Origin of the sequence: Streptomyces sp. NPDC008238 (assembly GCF_042956445.1) — a bacterium.
Lineage (GTDB): Bacteria > Actinomycetota > Actinomycetes > Streptomycetales > Streptomycetaceae > Actinacidiphila.
Genome location: NZ_JBIBGK010000002.1, coordinates 351,855 through 375,108 on the forward strand (window position 1 = coordinate 351,855; position 23,254 = coordinate 375,108).

The 23,254-nt window shown below is 72.3% G+C and carries 23 protein-coding genes; 11 read left to right on the forward strand and 12 right to left on the reverse strand.

Annotation, left to right across the window (positions count from 1 at the left end; genetic code table 11):
* Window positions 1-3: 3 nt before the first annotated feature.
* The 7 genes from ACFZAU_RS06435 to ACFZAU_RS06465 all read left to right on the forward strand — a co-directional run bounded on the left by ACFZAU_RS06435 (window position 4) and on the right by ACFZAU_RS06465 (window position 9,191).
* Window positions 4-690: a class I SAM-dependent DNA methyltransferase gene (locus ACFZAU_RS06435; RefSeq protein WP_500551316.1), complete on the forward strand. Its 687-nt coding sequence runs from the start codon at window positions 4-6 to the stop codon at window positions 688-690.
* A gap of 59 nt (window positions 691-749) precedes the next feature.
* Window positions 750-3,368, forward strand: a complete 2,619-nt coding sequence (locus ACFZAU_RS06440; RefSeq protein ID WP_500551317.1) for a SpoIIE family protein phosphatase — start codon at window positions 750-752, stop codon at window positions 3,366-3,368.
* A 162-nt stretch (window positions 3,369-3,530) separates the two neighbouring features.
* Complete coding sequence (locus tag ACFZAU_RS06445; RefSeq protein WP_500551318.1) at window positions 3,531-4,979, forward strand: catalase; 1,449 nt, start codon at window positions 3,531-3,533, stop codon at window positions 4,977-4,979.
* A gap of 221 nt (window positions 4,980-5,200) precedes the next feature.
* Window positions 5,201-5,518 (forward strand): hypothetical protein, encoded by a 318-nt coding sequence (locus tag ACFZAU_RS06450; protein ID WP_500551319.1) that lies wholly within the window; start codon window positions 5,201-5,203, stop codon window positions 5,516-5,518.
* Between the two features lie 69 nt (window positions 5,519-5,587).
* The gene (locus ACFZAU_RS06455) at window positions 5,588-6,112 is read left to right on the forward strand and encodes a PadR family transcriptional regulator (RefSeq protein ID WP_500551320.1); all 525 of its coding nucleotides are present in this window, start codon (window positions 5,588-5,590) and stop codon (window positions 6,110-6,112) included.
* Window positions 6,113-6,129: 17 nt separating this feature from the next.
* A complete protein-coding gene (locus ACFZAU_RS06460) occupies window positions 6,130-6,795 on the forward strand; it encodes an ABC transporter ATP-binding protein (protein ID WP_499610265.1) in 666 nt (221 codons plus the stop codon).
* Window positions 6,792-9,191 carry an FtsX-like permease family protein gene (locus tag ACFZAU_RS06465; RefSeq protein ID WP_500551321.1) on the forward strand — a complete coding sequence of 800 codons (2,400 nt, stop codon included), beginning with the start codon at window positions 6,792-6,794 and terminating at the stop codon, window positions 9,189-9,191. The genes ACFZAU_RS06460 and ACFZAU_RS06465 overlap by 4 nt, the downstream gene beginning before the upstream one ends.
* 19 nt (window positions 9,192-9,210) lie before the next feature.
* Here the strand turns inward: ACFZAU_RS06465 and ACFZAU_RS06470 are convergent, their stop codons facing one another.
* Window positions 9,211-10,158 carry a hydrogen peroxide-inducible genes activator gene (locus tag ACFZAU_RS06470; RefSeq protein ID WP_500551598.1) on the reverse strand — a complete coding sequence of 316 codons (948 nt, stop codon included), beginning with the start codon at window positions 10,156-10,158 and terminating at the stop codon, window positions 9,211-9,213.
* Between the two features lie 284 nt (window positions 10,159-10,442).
* On the opposite strand from ACFZAU_RS06470, the gene ACFZAU_RS06475 reads away from it, so the two are divergent.
* Together ACFZAU_RS06475 and ACFZAU_RS06480 are read left to right on the forward strand one after the other, a co-directional pair.
* Window positions 10,443-10,997, forward strand: a complete 555-nt coding sequence (locus tag ACFZAU_RS06475) for a peroxiredoxin (RefSeq protein WP_500551322.1) — start codon at window positions 10,443-10,445, stop codon at window positions 10,995-10,997.
* 2 nt (window positions 10,998-10,999) lie between these two features.
* A complete protein-coding gene (locus ACFZAU_RS06480; protein WP_500551323.1) occupies window positions 11,000-11,536 on the forward strand; it encodes an alkyl hydroperoxide reductase in 537 nt (178 codons plus the stop codon).
* A 55-nt stretch (window positions 11,537-11,591) separates the two neighbouring features.
* Here the strand turns inward: ACFZAU_RS06480 and ACFZAU_RS06485 are convergent, their stop codons facing one another.
* The 4 genes from ACFZAU_RS06485 to ACFZAU_RS06500 all read right to left on the reverse strand — a co-directional run bounded on the left by ACFZAU_RS06485 (window position 11,592) and on the right by ACFZAU_RS06500 (window position 16,650).
* The gene (locus tag ACFZAU_RS06485; RefSeq protein WP_500459148.1) at window positions 11,592-12,911 is read right to left on the reverse strand and encodes an AI-2E family transporter; all 1,320 of its coding nucleotides are present in this window, start codon (window positions 12,909-12,911) and stop codon (window positions 11,592-11,594) included.
* 141 nt (window positions 12,912-13,052) lie between these two features.
* On the reverse strand, window positions 13,053-13,721 hold the full coding sequence (locus ACFZAU_RS06490; RefSeq protein WP_500551324.1) for an aggregation-promoting factor C-terminal-like domain-containing protein: 669 nt from the start codon (window positions 13,719-13,721) through the stop codon (window positions 13,053-13,055).
* Between the two features lie 397 nt (window positions 13,722-14,118).
* On the reverse strand, window positions 14,119-15,438 hold the full coding sequence (gene phoH2, locus ACFZAU_RS06495; RefSeq protein WP_500551325.1) for an RNA 5'-3' helicase PhoH2: 1,320 nt from the start codon (window positions 15,436-15,438) through the stop codon (window positions 14,119-14,121).
* Between the two features lie 438 nt (window positions 15,439-15,876).
* The gene (locus ACFZAU_RS06500; protein WP_499610206.1) at window positions 15,877-16,650 is read right to left on the reverse strand and encodes an isoprenyl transferase; all 774 of its coding nucleotides are present in this window, start codon (window positions 16,648-16,650) and stop codon (window positions 15,877-15,879) included.
* 110 nt (window positions 16,651-16,760) lie between these two features.
* Here ACFZAU_RS06500 and mgrA point away from each other — a divergent pair, with 110 nt between their 5' ends.
* Window positions 16,761-17,801, forward strand: coding sequence for an L-glyceraldehyde 3-phosphate reductase (gene mgrA / locus ACFZAU_RS06505; protein ID WP_500551326.1), 1,041 nt, complete (start codon window positions 16,761-16,763; stop codon window positions 17,799-17,801).
* An 18-nt stretch (window positions 17,802-17,819) separates the two neighbouring features.
* Here mgrA and ACFZAU_RS06510 read toward each other — a convergent pair whose 3' ends face one another.
* Window positions 17,820-18,533, reverse strand: a complete 714-nt coding sequence (locus tag ACFZAU_RS06510) for a prepilin peptidase (RefSeq protein ID WP_500551327.1) — start codon at window positions 18,531-18,533, stop codon at window positions 17,820-17,822.
* Window positions 18,534-18,580: 47 nt separating this feature from the next.
* Here ACFZAU_RS06510 and ACFZAU_RS06515 point away from each other — a divergent pair, with 47 nt between their 5' ends.
* Window positions 18,581-18,955, forward strand: a complete 375-nt coding sequence (locus ACFZAU_RS06515; RefSeq protein ID WP_500551328.1) for a DUF192 domain-containing protein — start codon at window positions 18,581-18,583, stop codon at window positions 18,953-18,955.
* A 95-nt stretch (window positions 18,956-19,050) separates the two neighbouring features.
* On the opposite strand, the gene ACFZAU_RS06520 is transcribed toward ACFZAU_RS06515, so the two are convergent.
* The 6 genes from ACFZAU_RS06520 to ACFZAU_RS06545 all read right to left on the reverse strand — a co-directional run bounded on the left by ACFZAU_RS06520 (window position 19,051) and on the right by ACFZAU_RS06545 (window position 23,236).
* Complete coding sequence (locus ACFZAU_RS06520) at window positions 19,051-19,551, reverse strand: DUF3592 domain-containing protein (RefSeq protein WP_500551329.1); 501 nt, start codon at window positions 19,549-19,551, stop codon at window positions 19,051-19,053.
* Window positions 19,552-20,028: 477 nt separating this feature from the next.
* Window positions 20,029-20,688 carry an OmpA family protein gene (locus ACFZAU_RS06525; protein WP_500459141.1) on the reverse strand — a complete coding sequence of 220 codons (660 nt, stop codon included), beginning with the start codon at window positions 20,686-20,688 and terminating at the stop codon, window positions 20,029-20,031.
* 3 nt (window positions 20,689-20,691) lie between these two features.
* Window positions 20,692-21,075: a hypothetical protein gene (locus ACFZAU_RS06530; protein ID WP_500551330.1), complete on the reverse strand. Its 384-nt coding sequence runs from the start codon at window positions 21,073-21,075 to the stop codon at window positions 20,692-20,694.
* Between the two features lie 206 nt (window positions 21,076-21,281).
* Entirely contained in the window at window positions 21,282-21,914 is a 633-nt protein-coding gene (locus ACFZAU_RS06535; RefSeq protein WP_500551599.1) for a pilus assembly protein TadG-related protein, read from the reverse strand.
* Window positions 21,866-22,057 (reverse strand): hypothetical protein, encoded by a 192-nt coding sequence (locus ACFZAU_RS06540; RefSeq protein ID WP_499610256.1) that lies wholly within the window; start codon window positions 22,055-22,057, stop codon window positions 21,866-21,868. The genes ACFZAU_RS06535 and ACFZAU_RS06540 overlap by 49 nt, the downstream gene beginning before the upstream one ends.
* A gap of 294 nt (window positions 22,058-22,351) precedes the next feature.
* Entirely contained in the window at window positions 22,352-23,236 is an 885-nt protein-coding gene (locus ACFZAU_RS06545; protein ID WP_499610254.1) for a DUF5936 domain-containing protein, read from the reverse strand.
* Window positions 23,237-23,254 lie beyond the last annotated feature (18 nt).

The following is a 23,254-nucleotide window of genomic DNA, read 5'->3' on the forward strand; positions in this document are numbered from 1 at the left end:
GCTGTGGGAGTCGGCGGCTACGAGGACATACAGCTGGACCGCACCGGCCAGGCCGAGGGGTTCGACGCCATAGGTGACCGCTACGACGAGGCCTTCCCCTACAAGGAGGGCCAGGTCACCGCGGGCGAGCGGCTGCTGGCGCGGCTCCCCGCGGGCTCCCGCGTGCTGGACCTCGGCTGCGGCACGGGGCTGCCGACCTGCCGTCAGCTGACCGAGGCCGGGCACAAGGTGACGGGGGTGGACCTCTCCGCCGGGATGCTGGCGCTCGCCCGCCGGCACGTGCCCCGGGCGGCCTTCCACCAGGCCGACATCGCCGACCTGCGGACCGGCGGCCGCCTCGGCCCCGGTGGGCCGGAGGACCTGGGCCGCTTCGACGCCGCCGTGGCCTTCTTCTCGCTGCTGATGCTGCCGCGGGTGGAGATCCCGCTGGCCCTGCGCAGCGTCCACGACCTCCTCCTGCCGGGCGGAATGTTCACCCTTTCGATGGTGGAAGCCGACGTGGACGACTTCGCGATTCCGTTCCTTGGTAACACCATCCGGGTATCGGGTTATCTACGGGAGGAATTGCGCCAGGTGGTCACCGAAGCGGGATTCGTGGTCCTTGAGGAGGATTCGTACGCGTACGCGCCGCACACCACCGAAGTGCCGCCGGAGGAGCAGCTCTTCCTGCACTGTCGACGACCCGCCTGACGCGGCCGCCCCGTCACGTGCCCGGCACGTGACGCACCCGACCGGATGGAACGACCAGCGTGAGCACGGAGCGCATTTCTGAGCAGGCCGCCGCCCAGGCGACGACGGCCGGCCCGGCACGTCCGGGCGACACCGAGCCGGTCCCGGATCCGCGGGCCGGCTTCCGGCTGCCCGCGGACCCCGAGCAGGGCGACGAGGCGGTCGCGTCCCCGTCCCCCGGGCCGCAGGCCCCCGGCCGGTCCCCGGCCCCGTCCGCGGCGGGCCAACGCCCGCGCCGGGGCCGCAGGGGCGGCGGCGCCGAGCGCGACGCGGCCGCCGGCGGGACCGGCGATGCCGGCGGCGCCGCCACGCCGCCGGCACAGCGTCAGACCCCTCCCGACGCCCCCGCGTCGGCTCCCGTCCCCGCCAAGCCCGGCCCCGCCAAGCCCGGCCGCGGTGGCCGGCGGGCGCGCGGCGGACGGTCCGCGCGGCGGTCCGCCGAGGTGCGGGACCGTCAGGCCGCCCGGGTGGTCGCGGGCGAGGGGGTCGCCGCCGTCCAGCACATGACCGCCGCCCCGGCGGACGGCGCCCGCGGACGGCAGGCCGTACGGCTGCGCACCCCCGAGGCCCCCGGCGTCGCCCCGGCGGGCGGTGAGTCCTGGAACGGCTCCACGGGCCGGGACCGGCGGGCGGCCACCGCGATGGCGGCCCCCGTGGAACCCGGCCGCCGGGCCACCGCGAGCGGCGGGAACCCGGGTGCCCCGGGCGTCCCCGGCCCCACGCAGCCCGACGGCGGCGAGCCGCGCGCCCGGCAGCGGACCCCCGACACGACGCTGCCCACCTCACGGGCGACGGGCCGGCAGGGCGGCCGCGGCGGCCAGGCCGGCGGGCACCCCGTCGACGAGGACTCCACCGGCGGCCAGCCGCTGAAGAAGATCGGCCCGCAGCAGCGGGGCCGGGCGGCGCAGGCCGAGACCGAGCGGCTGCGCTACGTCGGCGCGGCCACCCGCCGCATCGCCCGCGGCCTGGACCTGGACGAGATCGTGCTGGGCCTGTGCCGCTCCGCGGTGCCCGCCTTCGCCGACGCGATCCTGGTCTACCTGCGCGACCCGCTGCCGGTGGGCGACGAGCGCCCCTCCGGCCCGCTGGTGCTGCGGCTGCGGCGCACCGACCGGGTGCCGGACGAGGACGCCCCGGAGCCGGTGGAGGGGCTGCTCATGCCGGTCGTCCCCTCCACGGAGGGCGCCTACGGCTCGGCCGCCGAGGTCGTGACCGTCCCCACGGACGGCTCGCTGGCCGAAGTGCTGCGCGGGGTGCGTCCGGTGTTCTCCGAGAGCGCGCAGTCCACGGCGGCCCTGCACGAGCTGGTCGGTGGCTGCCGGGAGGCCGAGTTCGGCGAGACGTTAGACCTTCCGAACGGACGCCGGGCGATCCTGGCACCGCTGCGCGGCCGCCGCCGGGTGATCGGCGCGACCGTGCTGCTGCGCCGTCCCGAGCGCGCCCCGTTCGACCAGGACGACCTGCTGATCGCGGCGCAGCTGGCCACCCACACCGCGCTCGGCGTGGACAAGGCGGTGCTCTACGACCGCGAGGCGTCCATCGCCGACTCCCTGCAGCGCGAGATGCTGCCGGACTCCCTGCCGGAGCCCACGGGGGTCCGGCTGGCCAGCCGCTACCTGCCCGCCGCCGAGTCGGCCCGGGTCGGCGGCGACTGGTACGACGCGATCCCGCTGCCGGGCAGCCGGGTGGCGCTGGTGGTCGGCGACGTCATGGGCCACTCCATGACCTCGGCGGCGATCATGGGCCAGCTGCGGACGACCGTGCAGACCCTGGCCGGCCTGGACCTGTCGCCGCAGGAGGTGCTCTACCACCTGGACGAGCAGGCCCAGCGGCTCGGCCAGGACCGCATGGCCACCTGCATCTACGCGGTCTACGACCCGATAGCGCACCGGGTGACCATCGCCAACGCGGGCCACCCGCCGCCGGTGCTGCTGCACGCCAGCGGCCTGGCCGAGGTGCTGCGTGTGCCGCCGGGCGCGCCGATCGGCGTGGGCGGCGTGCCCTTCGAGGCGGTCGAGCTGCCGGCCCCGGCCGGGGCGACGCTGCTGCTGTACACCGACGGGCTGGTGGAGTCCCGCACCCGCGACGTGTGGGGCGGCATCGAGATGCTGCGCGAGCGGCTGCACACGGCGTCGGCGGTGGTGTGCCCGCCGCCGCTGGAGCCGCTGTGCGACGAGGTGCTGGAGATCGTCGGCCCGGGCGACCGGGACGACGACATCGCGCTGCTGGCCGCCCGCTTCGACGGCATCGCGCCGCGCGACGTCGCCTACTGGTTCCTGGAGCCCCGGGCGCAGACGGCCGGCCGGGCCCGGCGGCTGGTGCGCCAGGCGCTCGGCCGCTGGAACCTGGAGCCGCTGACCGAGGCGACGGAGCTGCTGGTCAGCGAGGTGGTGACCAATGCGGTGCGGTACGCCGAGCGTCCCATCACGTTGCGGCTGCTCCGTACCGACGTGCTGCGCTGCGAGGTGGGCGACGACGCCCCGACGCTGCCGCGGATGCGCCACGCGCAGCCGCAGGACGAGGGCGGGCGCGGGCTCTACCTCGTCAACCGGATGGCGCAGCGCTGGGGAGCGACGCGGCTGAGCGCGGGGAAGGTGGTCTGGTTCGAGATGGGCATTCCGGACGGTGTGGACCGGTAGACACTCCGTATCCGTACACGTTTTATTTCTGGACATTGTCCAGATCCTTGGCGTGAAGCCGTTGCCCGGCGTGCCGAGCCGGTGATTCAGTGTTTGTGTGGTCGTTAGCGACCAGGAGCCCCCGACGGACTCTTCCGAAGATCGACGGGAGGACACACTCACATGAGCACCCCCTACACCACCAACAACGCCGGGATCCCGGTGGAGAGCGACGAGCACTCGCTGACGGTGGGCTCGGACGGCCCGGTCCTCCTCCAGGACCACTACCTCATCGAGAAGATGGCGCAGTTCAACCGCGAACGGGTGCCGGAGCGCGTGGTGCACGCCAAGGGCTCGGGCGCCTACGGCGTCTTCGAGGTGACGAACGACGTCAGTCAGTTCACCAAGGCCGACCTCTTCCAGCCCGGACGCCGCACCGAGATGCTGGCCCGCTTCTCCACGGTCGCGGGCGAGCTGGGCAGCCCCGACACCTGGCGGGACCCGCGCGGCTTCGCCCTGAAGTTCTACACCGAGTACGGCAACTACGACCTGGTCGGCAACAACACACCGGTCTTCTTCGTACGCGACGCGATGAAGTTCCAGGACTTCATCCGCAGCCAGAAGCGCCGCCCCGACTCCGGCCTGCGTGACAACAACATGCAGTGGGACTTCTGGACGCTGTCCCCCGAGTCGGCGCACATGGTCACCTGGCTGATGGGCGACCGCGGCGTGCCCAAGAACTACCGCCACATGAACGGCTACGGCTCCCACACCTACATGTGGGTCAACGGCGGCGGCGAGCGGCACTGGATCAAGTACCACTTCAAGACCGACCAGGGCATCGACTTCCTCACGCAGGAGGAGGCCGACCACTTCGCGGGCGCCGACGGCGACCTGCACCGCCGCGACCTCTTCCAGGCCATCGAGCGCGGCGAACACCCCTCGTGGACGCTCTACGTCCAGGTGATGCCGTTCGACGACGCCGCGGACTACCGGTTCAACCCCTTCGACCTCACCAAGGTGTGGCCGCACGGCGACTACCCGCTGGTCGAGGTCGGCCGGATGACGCTGAACAGGAACCCCGAGGACTACTTCGTCCACATCGAGCAGGCCGCCTTCGAGCCCAGCAACATGGTGCCCGGCATCGGCCCCTCGCCGGACAAGATGCTGCTCGGACGGCTCTTCTCCTACGCCGACACCCACCGCTACCGGATCGGCCCCAACTACGCGCAGCTGCCGCCGAACCGGCCGCACACCGAGGTGCACTCGTACGCCAAGGACGGCCCGATGCGCTACGAGCCGGCGCGCACCGCCGCGCCGTACGCGCCGAACTCCGTCGGCGGACCCGCGGCGGACGTCGCGCGCTTCGGCGACCCGGCCGGCTGGGAGGCGGCGGGCAACATGGTGCACGAGCCGTACAAGCTGCACCGCGAGGACGACGACTTCGGGCAGGCCGGGACGATGGTCCGGAAGGTCCTGGACGACGCCGCCCGCGACCGGCTGGTCTCCAACGTCTCGGGCCACCTGAAGGACGGGGTCAGCGCCCCGGTCCTGGCCCGTGCGGTGGAGTACTGGCGCAACATCGACAAGGAGGTCGGCGACCGCATCGCCGCCAACGTCAACGGCCTGTAGAAGGACCTCCCCACGGCCGCAGCCCCGGTGCACGTGATGTCCGTCCGTGCCCCGGGGCTGCATCGTGCCGTCCGGTCCGGAACCGGACGCGAACCGGACGGAACCGGACCGGGGCCGGACGCATCCCACCGGCATGAGGGCGAGGCCGTGGGCGCGGGCGCGGGCTGTCATGGCCGGACGGCCCCGACTGCACCGACATAGGGGCGCACTCCGGGGTGCGGTTGCTGTTCGACACGGAGCCCGGGACGACCTACCGGTTGTGCGCGGGCGCGGCGTGCACGCGGAGCGCGACCGGCGACGGGCGCGAGTTGCTGCTCGTCCTGGACCTGCCCGAGCCGGCCGGCCCGAAGCGGGTACCCGTGCGCTTCACCGGCACTTCCACCGGCACCTCCACCGGGCCCGCGGTGGACGAGCGCCTCGAGGTGACGCTCGAGAAGTGGCAGCCGAACGGTCCGGGCTGCGAGCCCACCGCGTACCAGGCGCGACTCGGGTACGAACCGGGAAAGGGCCTGTTCGCAGCGGGCCCCGGGGAGGAATGACGCACCGGCGTACCGCTATGCACAAGATCTATACACCCTAGGTATACGCATCGTGTAGAGTCCTCGGCCATGAGCATCGGCCACACCCTGCTCGGGCTCCTGGAGTCCGGCCCGCGCCATGGATACGACCTGAAGCGCGCGTTCGACGACAAGTTCGGTCACGACCGACCGCTGCACTACGGCCAGGTGTACTCGACGATGGCCCGGCTGCTGAAGAACGGGCTGGTCGAGGTCGACGGCATCGAGCCCGGCGGCGGCCCGGAACGCAAGCGGTACGCGATCACCGATGCCGGTATCACCGACGTCGAGAAGTGGCTCGGGCAGCCGGAGAAGCCCGAGCCCTACCTGCAGAACACCCTCTACACCAAGGTCGTCCTCGCCCTGCTCACCGGGCGCAGCGCCGCCGGCCTGCTCGACACCCAGCGGTCCGAGCACCTGCGGCTGATGCGGGACCTGACCGAACGCAAACGGCACGGCGACCTCGCGGACCAGCTCATCTGCGACCACGCCCTGTTCCACCTGGAGGCGGACCTGCGGTGGCTGGAACTCACCGCCGCCCGCCTCGACCGACTCGCGGCGGAGGTAGCCGAGTGAGCAGCACGGAGAACCTGATGGAAGCCGTCGGCCTGCACAAGGCGTACGGCCCGACCCCTGCCCTGGACGGCGCGGAGTTCGCGATACGCGCCGGGGAGGTGGTCGCCGTCATGGGGCCGTCCGGTTCCGGCAAGTCGACACTGCTGCACTGCCTGGCCGGCATCGTCCGGCCGGACTCCGGCAGCATCCGGTACCGGGGACGCGACCTGACCGCGATGAGCGACGCCGAACGCAGCGCGCTGCGGCGCGGCGAGTTCGGCTTCGTCTTCCAGTTCGGCCAGCTCGTCCCGGAACTGACCTGCGTGGAGAACGTGGCGCTGCCGCTGCGGCTGAACGGCACCCGGCGCAAGGAGGCGGAGGCGCGCTCCCGCGAGTGGCTGGCCCGGCTGGAGGTCGACGACCTCGCCGGCAAGCGCCCCGGTGAGATCTCCGGCGGCCAGGGCCAGCGCGTCGCCGTGGCCCGTGCCCTGGTCACCGGCCCGCGGGTGGTCTTCGCCGACGAGCCGACCGGCGCCCTGGACTCCCTCAACGGCGAGCGTGTGATGCGGATGCTCACCGACGCCGCCCGCGACACCGACGCCGCCGTCGTCCTCGTCACGCACGAGGCGCGGGTGGCCGCCTACTCCGACCGCGAGGTCGTCGTCCGTGACGGCAAGTCCCGCGACATGGAGCGGGTGGCATGAGCACCACCCGCACCACCCCCCGTGCCTCCCCCGGCGGCACCCTCGCCACGTGGGTCCGTGACCTGGGCCTCGGCGTCCGCTTCGCGGCGACCGGCGGCCGCGAGGGCTGGACCCGCACCCTGCTCACCGCGGTCGGCGTCGGCCTCGGCGTCGCGCTGCTGCTGGTGGCGGCCGCCGTGCCGGCCATGCTGGGTGCCCGCAGCGACCGCGGATACGACCGGGACTACTCCTGGTTCAACGACCAGCCGGCGCAGTCCGCCACCACGGTGCTGCGCGAGCAGTCCGACACCCGGTTCCACGACGAGGAGATCCGGGGTCTGCTGCTCAAGGCCGACGGCGACCGGCCGGTAATGCCGCCGGGCGTCGACAGGATGCCCGCGCCCGGCGAGATGGTCGTCTCCCCCGCGCTGAGGAAGCTGCTCGACCGGCCCGGCAGCGAGCTGCTGCGCGAACGTCTGGACTACCGCATCGCCGGAACCATCGGCGACCAGGGCCTGCTCGGCCCGGCCGAACTGGCCTACTACGCGGGCGACGACGACCTCGTCGCGCGCAACGAGGACGGTTCCGTCGGGAACGCCACCCGCATCCCGTACTTCGGCCGCGGCAGCGTCAAGCCCGAGCCGCTGGGCGGGGTGCTGACCCTGCTGGTCGTCATCATCGTCGTCGTCCTGCTGATGCCGGTGGCCGTCTTCATCGGCACCGCCGTACGGTTCGGCGGCGAACGCCGGGACCGGCGGCTGGCCGCACTGCGGCTGGTCGGCGCGGACAGCAGCATGACCCGGCGGGTCGCGGCCGGCGAGGCGCTGTTCGGCTCCCTGCTCGGACTCGTCGTGGGCACCGGGATCTTCCTGTGGGGCCGGCAGTTCTCGCCCGACGTGACGCTGTACGACATCAGCCTCTTCCCGTCGGACATCACGCCCGGCCCCGCACTGGCCGCCCTGGTGGCGCTGGCGGTTCCCGGGGCGGCGGTCGCGGTCACCCTGCTGGCGATGCGCGGCATCGCCGTCGAGCCGCTCGGGGTGGTGCGCAACGCCACCGCGAACAAGCGCCGGCTGTGGTGGCGGCTGCTGATCCCGCTGGCCGGCATCGCACTGCTGGCGCCGCTGTTCGGGGGCATCTCGCAGGACACCTCGGTCAACCCCTACCAGGTGACGGCGGGCACGGTCCTGCTGCTGGTCGGGCTCACCGCCGTGCTGCCCTGGCTGGTCGAGTCGGTCGTCGGCCGTCTCCGCGGCGGCTCGCTGCCCTGGCAGCTGGCCACGCGCCGCATCCAGCTCAACAGCGGCGCCGCCGCCCGCATGGTCAGCGGCGTCACCGTCGCCGTGGCGGGGGCGATCGCCCTCCAGTCGCTCTTCACCGGGGTGCAGAGCGACTTCGTCAGCCAGACCGGGCAGGACCCCGACCGCGCCCAGCTCAGCGTCTCGCAGAGCGTCGACAGCGGGGCCGAGGCGCAGCGCGTGGAGAAGGCCTTCGCCGACACCCCGGGCATCAGCACGGTGCTCGGCCTCGTCCAGGGCGACAGCGTGCAGGGGAACGCCTCGAAGCTGACGGCCGATGACATCCGGTACACGCCCCTGGTCGTGGGCGACTGCCCGACGCTGCGGGAACTCGCCGAGGTGGGGACCGGCTGCACCGACGGAGACGTGTTCCTGGTCCCTGAGCCGGAGGGCGACGGCGACATGGGCTTCGCCGAGCCCGGCGGCACGCTCGACCTGAACGTTCCGGTCACGGACACGTACACCGGCACGCCGAGGCCGTGGCGGATCCCGGCCGACGCCCGCCCGGCGAAGTCCCGTACCGCGCCGGACGGGGACCGGCAGTGGGGCGTGCTGGCCACCCCCGCCGCCCTGGACGTGGCGGCACTGCACTCACCCTCCGTCCGGCTCATGCTGCGCACCGACCCGGCCTCGCCGGACGCCGTAGAGCACGCCCGCAACACCGCCGCGCGCATCGATCCCACGCTGTCGGTCTACCAGTTGCGGACGACCACCGAGGACCGCAAGTTCGCGACCATCCGGCGCGGTCTGTTCATCGGCGCCACGGCCACCCTGGCGTTGATCGGCGCGAGCCTGCTGGTCTCCATGCTGGAGCAGCTGCGCGAGCGCAGGAGGCTGCTGGCCGTCCTGGTCGCCTTCGGCACCCGCCGGTCGGTGCTCGGTCTGTCGGTGCTCTGGCAGACGGCGCTCCCCGTCGCGCTGGGACTCGCCCTCGCCGTCGTCGGCGGTGCCGGTCTCGCCACGGCCCTGCGCAGCATGGTGGGCCTCGGCCCGCACGTCGACTGGGCGAGCGTGGGCGCCATGACCGGCGCCGGTGCGGCGGTGGTCGTCGTGGTCACGCTGCTGAGCCTGCCGCCGCTGTGGCGGATGATGCGTCCGGACGGCCTGCGGACGGAGTGACCGGGGGCGGCCACGGCCGTCAGCGGGCGAACCGTACCGGCAGCGGCTCCAGGGCACCGCGCAGCGCGGAGGCGAAGGTCTCGAACTCCTCCGCGCGCGCGGTGCCCGCGCGCATGGCCAGCGCGATCCGCCGCGAGGGCGCCGGGTCGGCGAAGAACGCCGTGGCGAGGTCCGCGCTGCGTCCGGTCTCCACCGGGACCGCGGTCCGCGGCAGCAGCGTCACCCCGAGCCCGCCGGCCACCAGTTGCACCAGCGTGGACAGCCCCGCCGCGGTCGTGCCGGCGGCGGCCCCCTCGGTGCGGCCCGCCTCCCGGCAGACGTCCAGCGCCTGGTCGCGCAGGCAGTGGCCCTCCTCCAGCAGCAGCAGGTCCAGTTGCCGCAGGGCCTCCCGCGGGAGGTCCGTCCGCCCGGCGAGCCAGTGGTCGCGCGGGGTGACCAGGACGAAGTCCTCGTCGAAGAGCGGCAGTTCCACGACGGAGGGGACACCGAGCGGGACGGCGAGCAGCAGCAGGTCCAGCCGCCCCGCCGCGAGGCCCTCCAGCAGCGAGGAGGTCTGCTCCTCGTGCACCTGGAGGTCGAGCTCCGGGTAGGTGTCGTGGACCAGTCGCAGCACGGTCGGCAGCAGGTAGGGCGCGACCGTGGGGATCACCCCGAGCCGCAGCACCCCGGTGAAGGGGGCGCGCGCCGCCTCCGCCTCGTCCAGCAGGTCGCCGACCGCCGCCAGCACCGCCCGCGCCCGGACCGCGACCCGCTCCCCCGCCGCGGTCAGCAGCACCTTGCGGGTGGTGCGCTCCACGAGCACCACCCCGAGGGCCTCCTCCAGCGCGGCGACCGCCCCGGACAGCGCGGGCTGGCTCGTGCCGATCGCCGAGGCCGCGTCCCGGAAGTGCAGGTGCTCGGCGACGGCGGCGAAGGCCCGCAGCTGGGACAGGCTCGGCTGGCGCTGGTTCGCGCGCTGACTACTGATAACCGCCTCCGATCAACGATCTTCAGTCTAGTTGCGCGGGCGATCAATGGCCGCCGGGCCGGACGCCGTCGCACACCGCCCCGGTGTCACCCAAGCCGCCCTGTGGCGCCGGTCACTCTGCGCAGTGGGTCGCCCCTGCCTCACTCGTCGATAAGGGGTTCCGATCAATACGACCCGTCGGGACGATTTCACTGATCAAAGGGCTCATGGCAGGGTGATCGGGACCCATCGAGGGACCGTGCGGCCACCCCGCGCCCCGGTCCCGACCCTCACTAGGAGTGCTCGTGCTCACCGTCGGTGACAAGTTCCCCACGTTCGAACTGACCGCCTGTGTGGACCTCGACCCCGAGAAGGCCTTCGCCCAGATCGACCACAAGTCGTACGAGGGCAAGTGGAAGGTCTACTTCGCGTGGCCGAAGGACTTCACCTTCGTCTGCCCGACGGAGATCGCGGCGTTCGGCAAGCTGAACGACGAGTTCGCCGACCGTGACGCGCAGGTCCTCGGCTTCTCCGTCGACTCCGAGTTCGTGCACCACGCCTGGCGCAAGGACCACGACGACCTGCGCGACCTGCCCTTCCCGATGCTGTCGGACATCAAGCGCGAGCTCTGCACCGACCTCGGCATCCTCGGCGAGGACGGCGTCGCCCAGCGCGCCACCTTCATCGTGGACCCGAACAACGAGATCCAGTTCGTCATGGTGACCGCCGGCTCCGTCGGCCGTAACCCCAAGGAGGTCCTGCGGGTCCTCGACGCGCTGCAGACGGACGAGCTGTGCCCCTGCAACTGGAAGAAGGGCGACGAGACCCTCGACGTCGTCAAGCTGCTGGCCGGTGAGTGACCGTGGCGCTCGATGAGCTGAAGTCCGCGCTGCCGGACTACGCCAAGGACCTCAAGCTCAACCTGGGCTCCGTGATCGGCAACTCCGACCTCCCGCAGCAGCAGCTGTGGGGGACGGTGCTGGCGACCGCCATCGCCTCGCGCTCGGCCGTCGTGCTGCGCGCGCTGGAGCCCGAGGCCCGCGAGAACCTCTCGCCGGAGGCGTACCAGGCCGCCAAGGCGGCCGCCGCCATCATGGCGATGAACAACGTCTACTACCGGACCCGGCACCTGCTGTCGGACCCGGAGTACGGCAACCTGCGGGCCGGTCTGCGGATGAACGTCATCGGCAACCCGGGCGTCGACAAGACCGACTTCGAGCTCTGGTCGCTGGCGGTCTCGGCGATCAACGGCTGCGGGATGTGCCTCGACTCGCACGAGCAGGTGCTGCGCAAGGCCGGTGTCGAGCGCGAGACGGTCCAGGAGGCCTTCAAGATCGCCGCCGTCGTGCAGGCGGTCGCGGCGACCCTGGAGGCCGAGGCGGTCCTCGCCGACGCGTGACGCGTGCCCCCGAGGGCCCGGTCTCCCCGACGTGGGAGGCCGGGCCCTCGGGCCGTCAGGCGGTGTCCCCCGACGTGGCGTCGGGGAGCCCCGGCGCGCCGACCGGCGCCACCTCGGCGGCGGTCGAGCCGTGCGGCGGCGGCTCGTCGGCCATGGCCGACTCCCGCGAGTGCGCCCGCAGGTAGCCGACGACGGTGTTGGTCACGGCGACCAGCGGTACGGCCACGACCGCGCCGCCGATGCCGGCGATGAGCGAACCGGCCGCCACCGACAGGATCACGCCCAGGGGGTGCACCCGCACCGCGCGGCCCAGGATGAACGGCTGCAGGATGTGGCCCTCGATCTGCTGCACCAGCAGGACCACCACCAGCACCATCAGCGCCGTGAACGGACCCTCCGTCACCAGTGCCACCACCATCGCGATGGCGCCCGACGCGACCGCGCCGACCAGCGGCACGAACGCCGCCAGGAAGATGATGACGGCCAGCGGCACCGCCATCGGCACCCCGAGGAAGAAGATGCCGATGCCGATGAAGATGGCGTCGATCAGGGCCACTATCACCGTGCCGCGCACGTAGAGGGTGAGCGTGCGCCAGGCGCGCGGCCCGGCCCCGCCGAGCCCGTCGCGGGCGGCCACGGGGAAGAGCTTGAGGAACCAGTTCCAGATGTTCCGGCCGTCGTAGAGCAGGAACAGCGTGCTGAACATCGCCAGCAGGATGCCGGTGAGCATCTCCACGACGACGGTCACGCCCTGCAGTCCGGCGTCGGTCAGCGCCTTGGAGTTGGTGCCGATCGCCTCCTGGAGGTTCTTGGCGATCTGGTTGATCTGGTCCTCGGTCACGTGGAACGGGCTGTTGAGCAGCCAGCGCTTCAGCTCGGTGATGCCGTCCTGGAGGCTGTTGGAGAGGTTGTCGATGTTCTCCATGACCTGCCAGACCACGAACCAGCCGACCAGGCCCATCATCACGAAGCCGCCGATGAAGACGATGGCCGTGGCGAACCCGCGCGGCACCCCCATCCGCTTCAGCCGGCCCACGAAGGGCTGCAGCAGCGCGGTGATCAGGAGCGCGGCGACGAAGGCGAGGACGACCAGCTGTATGGTGCCGATCACCCGCATCAGCACCCAGACGGTGCCCGCCAGCACCAGCAGCCGCCAGCCGAGTTCGGCCGCGACCCGCATGCTCCACGGCACCTGGGCGACCGGGTTGCCGGGCCCGGAGGCGCGCGGCGTGTGCCGGCGCACGGTCTGCTGCTCCTGGCGGCGGGCCTCCTCGCGGGCGCTCGCGGCCGCGGCCCGGCGCTGTTCCTCCAGCCTCCCGGCGAGCTTGGCCAGCTCGGCCGCCAGCCCGGAGCCCCATTGGCGTCTCTCCGACATCGCTTCCCCTGTCCCCCGCCCCCCGGTGCGTCCTTCCGTCCCGCACCACCGTACGCGCAACGAGCCCCCGATCCCTCAAAGGGTCGGGGGCTCGTCGGCGGATTCCGGACGGCCGGGCGCGGAGCCGCGGTCAGGTTCGGCCTAGTACCAGTGGTTGGCCTGCCAGAACGACCAGGCGCCGCAGGGGCTGCCGTAACGGCCGTTCATGTACTTCAGGCCCCACTTGAGCTGGGTGCCGGGGTTGGTGCGCCAGTCCGCGCCCTCGGAGGCCATCTTGGATCCCGGCAGGGCCTGGACGAGGCCGTAGGCGCCGGAAGAGGCGTTGGTCGCGGTGTAGTTCCAGCCGCTCTCACGGGTCACGATGTTGGAGAAGCACTGGTACTGCGAGGCGTCACCGATGAGCCCCTGGGCCATGGCCTGGACTTCGGCGACCGTGTACGAGGCCTTGACGACCAGCGCGGCACGCTCGGCGGCGCGGGAGGCCTCCTTGGCCTTGCGGTCGGCCTCGGCCTTCTCCTCCGCCTTCTTGCGGGCGGAGGCGTCCTTGGCGGCCTGCTTGCGGGCTGCCTCCTCGGCGGTCTTCTTGGCGCTGGCGTCGGCGGCGTCCGACTGCGCCTGCACCTGCTGCGTCAGGGAAGCCTGCTGAACCTGCTGGCCAGCGGGTATGTCCGCGAGGACGGTCGTCGCGTCGGCGGCTGCGACGGGCTGTACTGCACCCTCGCTGCCGGAGGCGACACCGACGACGGCGCCCACAGTGGTGACCGCAGTGGCCGAAGCCACCGCGAATCCCCGGACCGAGATCCGGCTCACACGGTTTCCTTCCAGCGTCGCCCGCTCGGTGACCTCGCGGGCGCGATCGTGCCCCTTCGCGCTGGCTCCTCCTGCACCGGTCACAGAAGCACTGGCCCGGTGGAGGCTCCCCCGGCGAGGAGGAGTCCGCTGTTGCAACTCGGGCGGCCCACGGCGAACGCTGTTCAATTCTGAGGTTCCGTACGTTTGCGGGTACGGGTGTGCCGAGGGCGGGGGCCTGACAGAACCGACAGCCTGCCGTAGGCGGACGCGTCAACGCAATTCCCCGTTGCGTGTCAAAGCTCACACGCCACGTGGGCCACGGGAATTTCCGTTACGCATCCGTAGCCTCGCCGGACAGCGCTAGGCTGCTGCGCCCTTGCGGCGCAGCAGCCTAGCGGACCCTCCAACTCGCCTGTTACGCCCGGCCGTCCTCCAGCATCTCCGTCACGAGCGCGGCGATCGGCGAGCGCTCGGAACGGGTCAGGGTGATGTGTGCGAACAGCGGGTGGCCCTTGAGCTTCTCGACGACGGCGACCACGCCGTCGTACCGACCCACCCTCAGGTTGTCGCGCTGGGCGACGTCATGGGTCAGGACGACCCGGGAATTCTGCCCGATACGGGACAACACGGTCAGCAGGACGTTGCGCTCCAGCGACTGCGCCTCGTCGACGATCACGAACGCGTCGTGCAGGGAGCGGCCCCGGATGTGCGTCAGGGGCAGGACCTCCAGCATGCCGCGCGCCACGACCTCCTCGATGACCTCCTTCGACGTCACCGCGCCCAGGGTGTCGAAGACCGCCTGGGCCCACGGGCTCATCTTCTCCGCCTCGGTGCCCGGCAGGTAGCCGAGCTCCTGGCCGCCCACGGCGTACAGCGGCCGGAAGACCATGACCTTCTGGTGCTGCTGACGCTCCAGCACCGCCTCCAGGCCCGCGCACAGCGCCAGCGCCGACTTGCCGGTGCCGGCCCGGCCGCCCATCGACACGATGCCGACGTCCGGGTCGAGCAGCAGGTCCAGCGCGATCCGCTGCTCGGCACTGCGGCCGTGGATGCCGAAGGCCTCGCGGTCGCCGCGCACCAGCCGGACCCGGCCGTCGGCCGTCACCCGGCCGAGCGCCTTGCCGCGGTCGGACTGCAGGACCAGGCCGGTGTGCACCGGCAGCCCTTCCACGTCGGGCAGGTCGACCGTCTCCGACTGGAAGAGCTCGTCCACCTCCTGGGCCGCGACCTGCAACTCGTGCATGCCGGTCCACCCGGAGGTGATCGCCAGCTCGGCCCGGTACTCCTCGGCCAGCAGGCCGACGGAGGAGGCCTTGACGCGCAGCGGCAGGTCCTTGGAGACGACGGTGACGTCGTACCCCTCGGCCTGGAGGTTCCGGGCGACGGCGAGGATCCGCGAGTCGTTGTCGCCCAGCCGGAACCCCGCGGGCAGCACGCCCGGGTCCGAGTGGTTCAGTTCGACGCGCAGGGTGCCGCCCAGCTCGCCGATCGGGATGGGTGCGTCCAGCCGCCCGTACCGGATCCGGTACTCGTCGAGCAGCCGCAACGCCTGGCGGGCGAAGTAGCCGAGCTCGGGGTGGTGGCGCTTGGCTTCCAACTCGGTCACCACCACGACCGGCAGGACCACCTCGTGCTCGTCGAAGCGGAGGAGGGCATGCGGGTCGGCAAGCAGCACGCTGGTGTCGAGTACGTAAGTGCGCCGGTCGTGCTCACGGCGATTCTTGCTGGTCACCACGTGTGGACGAACCCCCTCGGAAGAGGTGCGGGTGCGACGGCGTCGCGCGGGACAGGGCCGGGACCGACCAGAAGGGCCGGACCACGACCCTTCGAGTCGACGCGGTCAATGCCGTCTGAGTCAAGGGTTGACAACGGCACGTCCGTGAGCAAGGGGCCTCCCGGGCGGACGGGCCAGGTGCCGTCCGCTTCTGTCCGACATCCATGGGCCGGATGTCGGTCTGACGGGTCTATTCCCTCGAAAGAGGAGGCCTATGCGACTGCATATGACAGGTGTTGGTTCGGGCCCTACTCTTGCCGCCCCGTCACCGGGCGTTCGCGGGCCCTTCGCCGGGACGTAAACCGGCCACCGCGCCCACCGCCGTTCGCCGCGACCCGGGTGTGGCGCATCTCTCCCGGTACCGCCGTCCGGGTGACCGCCGGGGGCCCGGGGCCGCGCTCAGGTGCCGTAGCGCCGGTGCCGCGCCGCGTAGTCGCGCAACGCCCGCAGGAAGTCCACCCGGCGGAACGCCGGCCAGAACACCTCGCAGAAGTAGTACTCCGAATGCGCGCTCTGCCAGAGCATGAAGCCCGACAGCCGCTGCTCGCCGGAGGTCCGGATGACGAGGTCGGGGTCGGGCTGGCCGCGGGTGTAGAGGTGCTCCGCGATGTGGTCGATGTCGAGGATCTCCGCGAGGTCCTCGATGGAGGTGCCGCGGCCCGCGTGCTCGTGGAGCAGCGAGCGGACCGCGTCGGCGATCTCCTGGCGGCCGCCGTAGCCCACGGCGACGTTGACGAGTATGCCCTCGACGCCCTCCGTGGCCTGTTCGGCCTCCTTGAGGACGGACTGGGTGCGCGCGGGCAGCAGGTCCCTCGCGCCGACGTGGTGGACGCGCCAGCGTCCGGTCGCGGCGAGGCCGGTGACCGCGTCCTCGATGATGCCGAGCAGCGGGACGAGTTCCTCCGCCGGGCGGTCCAGGTTGTCCGTGGAGAGCAGCCAGAGCGTGACGACCTCGACGCCGGTCTCCTCGGACCAGCCGAGCACCTCGGTGATCTTGTCCGCGCCGGCCCGGTGGCCCTGCTCGGTCGTCCGCGCGGCGGCCTTGGCCCAGCGGCGGTTGCCGTCGAGGATGACTCCGATGTGCTTCGGGGCCTGTGCCAGGTCCAGCCGGCGCTCCACACGGTGGGCGTACAGGTCGGTCAGCCTGAGACGTACCAGGTCGCGCAGATTCATTGGCGGGCCCCTCCTGCGGTCGTCACCCCTTCGCCACCCTACTGCGCCTCTCCACGGGCCGCCGAACCGGGTGCGAGGGTGTGGAGCACCGTCGTGATAGGACCGCTTCTGTGGATATTCGTTCTCTCTACCGCGCCGCCGACGGGCGCTACGACGCGATGGCGTACCGCGGTACCGGCCGCAGCGGTCTGAAGCTCCCCGAGATCTCCCTCGGGCTCTGGCACAACTTCGGCGACGACCGCACCCTCGACTCGCAGCGCGCCATCCTGCGCCGCGCGTTCGACCTCGGCGTCACCCACTTCGACCTCGCCAACAACTACGGCCCGCCCTACGGCTCCGCCGAGAGCAACTTCGGGACCATCCTCGCCCAGGACTTCCGGCCCTACCGTGACGAGCTGGTCATCTCGACCAAGGCGGGCTACGACATGTGGCCCGGCCCGTACGGCGAGTGGGGCAGCCGCAAGTACCTGCTGTCCTCGCTCGACCAGTCCCTGGGCCGCATGGGCCTGGACTACGTCGACATCTTCTACTCGCACCGCTACGACCCCGACACCCCGCTGGAGGAGACGATGGGCGCCCTCGCGTCCGCCGTCCACCAGGGCAAGGCGCTCTACGTCGGCATCTCCTCGTACAGCGCGCAGCGCACCCGCGAGGCCGCCGCCCTGCTGCGCCAGATGGGTGTGCCGGCGCTGATCCACCAGCCCTCGTACTCGATGATCAACCGCTGGGTCGAGGACGACGGGCTGCTGGACGTCCTGGAGGAGGAGGGCATCGGCTGCATCCCCTTCGTCCCGCTGGCCCAGGGCCTCCTGACGGACAAGTACCTGAACGGCATCCCGGAGGGTTCGCGGGCCGCCCAGGGCAAGTCCCTTGACCCCACCCTGATCACGGACGAGGTCGTGCGGAGGCTGCGCGGCCTCAACGACATCGCCGCCCGGCGCGGCCAGTCGCTGGCGCAGCTCGCGCTGAGCTGGGTGCTGCGTGACAAGCGGATCACCTCCGCGCTCATCGGGGCGTCGAGCGTCGCCCAGCTGGAGGCCAACGTCGCGGCGGTGGGCGCCGCCCCGCTGACGGCCGCGGAACTCGCCGAGGTCGACGAGTTCGCCCTCGAGTCGGGCGTCAATCTCTGGTCCCGCAGCAGCGACGCGTGACGACGGCGGGCGCCCTGGTCAGGACGGCAGCAGCGGTCCGGCCAGGGCGCCGGCCAGGATGAACGGCCCGAAGGGCAGCGGGGTGCGGCGGCCGGCGCGGCGGGCCGCCAGCAGCGCCAGGCCGGTGACCGCGGCCAGCGCGAAGGCCACGAGGGTGCCGGCGGCGAGCGTCCCCCACCCGTACCAGGCGAGCACCATCCCCGCGGTGGGGGCGAGTTTGACGTCGCCGAAGCCCATGCCGTCCGGGTTGACCAGGTGCAGGACGAGGTAGAACAGCCCCAGCGCCGCCGCCCCCAGCAACGCCCGGGGCCAGGAGCCCCCGTGACCCGGGAGCAGCGCCGCCGCGCCCAGCAGCGCCGCCGTCCCCGCGGCGGCGGGGAGGGTCAGCACGTCCGGCAGCCGCAGCACCGTCAGGTCGACCCGGGCGAGCAGCACTCCGAGCGGGACGAGCAGCAGCCACACCGTCAGTTCGGGCCGTGGACCGGTGCCCGCCGCCACCGCCGCGCAGACCGCGGCGGTGAGCACCGCGGAGCGCCAGCCGGTCGCCAGCGGGCCCGCGTTGCGCGCCGGCCCCCACCAGCCCCGCCACCCGGCCGGATAGGGCAGGTCCGCCGGGCACCGGCTGCGCCGGGGCTGCTCCGGCGCGACGGACAGCCGGAACGCCGGACGGGGCAGCGCGAGCCCCACGACGGTTCCCCACACGACGGCCGCGGCGATCGGATAGACATGCATCGGGCCCGACCGTACACGGGCGCACCACGCGAAGGGACGTGAGCCGCATGGGTGACCTCCGCCGCGACGGGGCCGGGCTGCTGCACCTCGCCGGTGCCGGACCCGCGGACGGCGCGGGGATACCGCTGGAGATCGCGGCCTCGTACCGGGCCCGCACCCGGGGGCTGCTGGGCCGCACCGGGATCAGCGGGGCGCTGCTGCTCACCCCCGCCGCGAGCGTGCACACCCTGGGCATGCGCTTCGCCATCGACGTCGCCTACCTCGACCGCCGGCTGCGGGTGCTCGCCGTCCGCACCATGCCGCCCGGCCGGGTGGGCCGCCCGCGGCTGCGGGCCCGTCACGTACTGGAGGCGGAGGCCGGCGCGATGGCGGCCTGGGGCCTGGTGCGGGGTACGGCGCTGACCGTGCGGCCCGGCGCGTGAGCCCCCCGACGCCATACCCGCGCCCCGGCCGTGCGGCTCCCCTGCATGACGCGCCGTCCGCCGGAGGCCGGGTTGGGCGGGAGGACCGTGTCGTCCTAGAAGCCCTCCCCGCCGAAGCCGGCCGGGTCGGAGGCACTGCCGAAGGCCTCGGCGAACCGCACGCCCCCGAGGACCAGCAGGACGCCCACGGTGACGAAGATCCCCAGGAAGGCCAGGGTCAGGGCGAGTTGGCCGTACGGCACCCGGTACCCGGGCGGTACGACCAGCGCGCGCTCCGGCGCACCGGGCACGTAGGCGACCGTCAGCCGGTCGCCCTCGATCGTCGTGCCGGGCGCCTCCGGGTCCTCGAAGCGCACGTCGCGGCCGTCGGCGGTGCGGAACTCGAAGACGAAGTGCTGCCGCGAGCGGGTCGGGCCCTCACCGGTCGATCCGACGGTCGTGTACACCCGCACGCAGCGCCCCTCGGCGCGCAGCCCGCCGTGCACGGCCCGCCGTATCCACAGCAGGCGGTGACCGGCGCGCGCCGCGACCGCCAGCGGTACGAGCGTGATCAGCACGGCCACCCCGGTGAAGACGACCGGTATCGCAGCGTCCATCGGCATCCCCCGTCACTGCGAGGGGGCGCACGCCCCCGTCGTCGTCTGGAGACACCCGGCGCGCCCGGGGCGGTTCCCGCCGGGGCGGGTGCCGGAGCCCCGGGGAAACGCGGGGAAACCCGGGGAAAGAAGACGGGCCGGTCCGCAGGGGGGGAGAGCGGACCGGCCCGAGGGGGGGGTTCCAAGGTACCGCGCCGGAACCGCTCTCCCGGTCCAAGGTCATGAGGGAGATGTGAAGGTTCCCCCGAACAAGTTGCGCGAACGGTGGGCGATTGGACCGAATGGCCCTGGTTCAGGCTGTTTGCCCACCAGCACCACATCCGCACCGCATACGTTCCGTCACGGAGCGCACCGGAGCCTTGGCGAGGATTTCGGCAGTCCTGGGGCGGCGCCTTACCCGTGTAGGTGACCCGTTCCGTTGACCGGGACCCGGGACGCCGGCGACACGCCGGAATCCTCCACTGCCGGCCGGCGGCGCTACGACGGCCGGAACGTGATCTCCACACGGCGGTTCTGCTTGCGGCCCGCCTCGCTGGAGTTGTCGGCGATCGGGTAGTCCTCGCTGTACCCGCGCACCTGGAACGAGTGACCGGAGCTGCCGAGCGAACCGAGCTCCTCGGCGAGGATCTTGTAGACCGCGTCCGCCCGCTTCTTGGAAAGCACCTCGCCGTGCTCGTACGAGCCCAGGTCGTCCGTGAAGCCGAAGACGCGGATCGGCTGCGTGACGTTCCTGGCGTCGATGTCGCCCGCGATGGCCTTGATCCGGGCGGTGGCCGCCGCGTTCAGCTTGGCGCTGTCCCGGCCGAACAGGACGTCCGACTGGAGGGCGTAGGTCACGGAGGAGTTCGACTCCTCGTGCCGCTCCTCGCCGTCGTCGGCGGAAGCGTTCTCGGAGGACGACGCGTCCGACACGGAGACGATGTCCAGCACCTTGGGTGGCGCCAGGGTCGCCCCCTCGGGCAGCTGCAGGTCGGGGTCGTCCGGGTCCACCTCCACGGGCGCGGACGGGGTCGGCTGCGCCGTCGGGTCGTCGTCCGCCCGCGCGGTCGCGGCGGTGAGCGGCGTGAGCACGAGCGCGAGGCCGAGCACGGCCGCGACACCGGGGCGACCGTGCGGACGGGGTCGGCGACGGGGCACGGCTCACCCCTCCCCGATCGTGATCTTGGCCGGGGGCATCGTCGGCAGCTGGAACTCCACCTCGGTCGTGCCCTCCGGCGGCGCCGGGAACTGCGCGAAGAGGGGCCGGGTCTCGCCCGGCTTGATCAGGGTGAGGCCCGTGGTGCACAGGCACTTGCCCTCGGTGTCCCGGAGCACGTAGTAGCGCTTCTTGCCGACGGAGTCGACCAGGACGGCCCCGGCGACGGAAGGCCCGGAGCGCTGCACCGCCTTTTCCGGCCCCGTCCAGTACGTGGCGCTGAAGGCGGAGTCCCCATTGTTGGTGAGCGAGCCCTTGACGGTGACGAAGCCGCCGGAATCACGCGTCGCTTCGTTGAGGGTGACCGTGACGCCCTCTTCACCCTTCATCTGGGCCAAGACCTCGGTTGGCTCGTCCGAAGGAGTCGCGCTCGATTTGTCCGAACCACTCGGCGCGGTCTTCTTCGCGGACGATGTGGGGCTGGCCTTGTCGTCGCCGTCACCACCGCCGCACCCGGAGAGTGCCGCGGCGAGGACCACCGCGACGACGACTGTGGCCGGGCCTTGCTTCTGAATACGCATCGGTCCCCCGTTCCTCACTCGCTGAGATGGACGGAGTAGAACTCCGCCAGGTTCAGATCGAAATCGTCGGCCGTCGGGTCCACGGTGAGCCGGTCTCCGGCACAGATGAACGTGACCGTGTCGCCATCCTTGTCATCGACACCGCAGCGGCTCTCGACGATCGCCGTCGCGGTCGCGTTGGCGTGCATCGATTCCGTGCCCGGAACAACGGACTTGCCGACGGTGCCCGAAGAGTGAAGGGCAACCGTGGCACGGTTCGGACCGCCCACGTCACACTCGTCGACGACTGCCTCGTTCTGCGCCGCGTAGTCCGCGGCCGCGCCACAGGCGCCTTCGGCGGTCATCCCGTTCAGAGCCAGAAGCTCCGCCAGCCGCTCCAGGTCTCCCGCCTCCAGTGCGCCGAGGAATGACTCCCTGACGCTGTCGCGAACCTCCCGTGCGGCCGCGAGGGCCGAGGCGTCGGCCGCGGTCTGCGCCGTGTTCCTCACCGACGATGCCTGCCCGACGGCGAAGAACGCGAACGCCAGGAAGAACAGTGCGGCCACCGCCACGATGTAAAGACCGACGGTCTGCCCCGAGTCGCCGACGATACGCCCGCTCAGCCTGAGCCGACGATGTCCGCGATCTTGCCCAGGATGCCGGTCAATACAGCCTGGCCGATGCTTGTCGTCCCCGCCAGCACCCCGATGATCACCGCGATCACCACCGCGATGCCCAGGTACTCGAACGACGTCTGTCCCGAGTCGTCGTGGACGCGCATGCGTGTGCGCAGCGCGGTCAGTCGCTTCACAACCCACCTGCTCATCTTCCGTGCCCCAAACCGTAGTCACGAGACGTGCTCCGGCCGCGCCCCTTGCGTCGGCCGGGGTCTGGCTATCGCCGCGGGCGGTCGCGGTGCCGGTGAGGTCCACGGCGCACCGCCTCCCATCGGGTCGACCCGCTGCGATCCGTGCCTGATTGCAGGTGCAAATGTGGTTGCGACTGCAAATGTACAGCGCAACCCCGGACTCCGCACCCAATATGGCGGCCCCGGTCACTACCCACCACCCGCACCGCACATGCGTTCACGGCCCCGTCACCCCCATCACCCCAGCAGCTCGCCGAAGTTGATGCGCGACCCGAGGATCGTGCCCGTCATCAGCAGGATCATCGTCGCGGGGACGAGGAGCGTGGTGACCACGCCGGTCGCGCGGGGCACCGTACGGGCCGCGCGGCGGCGGGCGTTCTGGGCCTCGGTGCGCCGCATGTCCGTGGCGATCTGGAGCAGCGTGCGGGCGATGGGCGCGCCCAGTTCCTCGCCCTGCTGCAGGGCCGTGACGAACTGCCCGACCTGCTCGCTGCCGTTGCGCCGGCGCAGCTGGTCGAAGGCGTCACGGCGGCTGACGCCGACGTCCATCTGGCGCAGGGCGATGCGGATCTCGTCGCTCCAGGGGCCCTTGTAGACGGAGGCGACGCGTTCGAGGGCCTGGCGGAAGCCGAGGCCGGCGCTGACCACCACGGCGAGGACGTCGAGGAAGTCCGGGAGCGTGCGCTCGATCTCGTCGCGGCGCCTGCGGACGGCGAGCCAGATGCCGAGGTCCGTCCAGCCGAGGCCGTAGGCGACCATCAGGAGGGCGACGAACCAGTGGCCGGCCTGGAGGAGCACCAGGGCCGCGAGGGCGCCCAGCGCGCCGTAGACGGCGCGGCGGGCGGCGTAGCGGTCGACGGTGAGGCCGTAGGGGTGGCCGGCGTGGTCGATGCGGGTGCGGATCCGGTTGACCCGGGCGGGGCCCATGAGGCGCAGCACCAGGGGCGCCCAGCGCATACCGAGGCGGTCGACGGCGTTACCGACCTTGGTGGTGCGGGTCCGGCCGACCTCCAGGGCCAGTTGGAGGTCGCTGGGCAGCTTGACCTCGGAGCGGTAGATGCCGATGCCGTAGCAGACGCCCACCACTCCGAGGGCGGCGACGGCGGCCAGCGCGACGGTGATCACAGGTCCCCCACCCCC